Source organism: Lapidilactobacillus concavus DSM 17758 (assembly GCF_001435835.1).
Taxonomy (GTDB): domain Bacteria; phylum Bacillota; class Bacilli; order Lactobacillales; family Lactobacillaceae; genus Lapidilactobacillus; species Lapidilactobacillus concavus.
In genome coordinates, this window is sequence record NZ_AZFX01000018.1 from 1 (window position 1) to 1,162 (window position 1,162).

The following is a 1,162-nucleotide window of genomic DNA, read 5'->3' on the forward strand; positions in this document are numbered from 1 at the left end:
CGGCCTTTGCGCGCACGTGCTAATTCCTTTCGAAATACTTCAGCTGGTGTACAGAACTTAAGTAAGCGGCGCGGGAGATGGTTGAGCCGAGATTCAGCTTGACGGACCAGACTGGGTGTAGCTAGATCGAGTGATTGCCCCTTAGGAAAGTAACGTCTGAGTATACGATTGTGGACCTCATTAGTGGCGCGTTCGGCCGAGCTATAAGGGTGGGCATAATAAGTCTCGGCAACACCCTCAAGCGCAGCCGTTAGCGTGGTGAACTCTGTTCCGTTATCCGCCGTAACTGTCCGCATAACGTCACCGAATTCAGCCGTAATATTTTGCATGGCATAAGCCACAGATTCGGCGTCTTTACCCTCGATCAAGCGGACAATCTCATAGCGCGTTTTACGTTCGGTAAACGTTAATAGGACACTCTCGCTACCAGCACGTTTGCCAATGACAGTATCGATCTCAAAATGACCAAACTCGTGGCGCGTTTCTACTCGCTTTGGCCGTTCTTCAATACTACGACCGAGTAGGCGCTGATGTTGGTGCGAGTGGTGTTGGGTCGTCCGGCGTTTTGTTTTTTCCAGCAGATCAAGGTTACGGATCTCCAATAGTTGCGCATCGATATAGTTGTACAAAGTCTTCGTACAGACCATTTTGGCCGGCTTAAATAACCGGTGCTTACGGGCATAACCAACAGCAGCGTCCGGCGACCAGCCCTCATGGCAGAACTTATCATCAAAGTAGGCTAAGAAGGCCGTCACTTGGCTAAATTTTAATGGACGTCCACAGTTTTGCCGCTTTATTTCATAGCGATTCTGAGCGGCTTCAGGGCTGTAAATTTCAAAGTAGTGTTTCTGATTATTAACGCGTTTAACTTGCGTGACTCGACCACGCTTGAGCTCATTATTGACGGTCTGGTGGCAGACGCCTAATCGAATCGCTATTTGCCGTGCTGAGCATCCTTCAATGTGCCAAGCGGCGATTTGACCGCGTTCGATTTCCGATAAATGGTGACCTTTTGGGCGTGGTGTGATAGACTGTTCTTGCATCAAGACGAAAACTTCTTTCATTGTTTGTTGTAGGAACTTCAATGATACCTGAATTTTTCGTCTTGGTGTCTTTTTTTTACCATTTTGGCTGGGTGGCTAACTTAATTATAAAACGCGCG

Annotated in this window: 1 protein-coding gene; it reads right to left on the reverse strand. The window is 48.0% G+C overall.

Annotation, left to right across the window (positions count from 1 at the left end):
• A partial coding sequence (locus tag FC15_RS02510) for an IS30 family transposase (RefSeq protein WP_157051237.1) occupies positions 1 to 1,064 on the reverse strand: 1,064 nt, incomplete at its 3' end.
• Between the last annotated feature and the right edge of the window lie 98 nt (positions 1,065 to 1,162).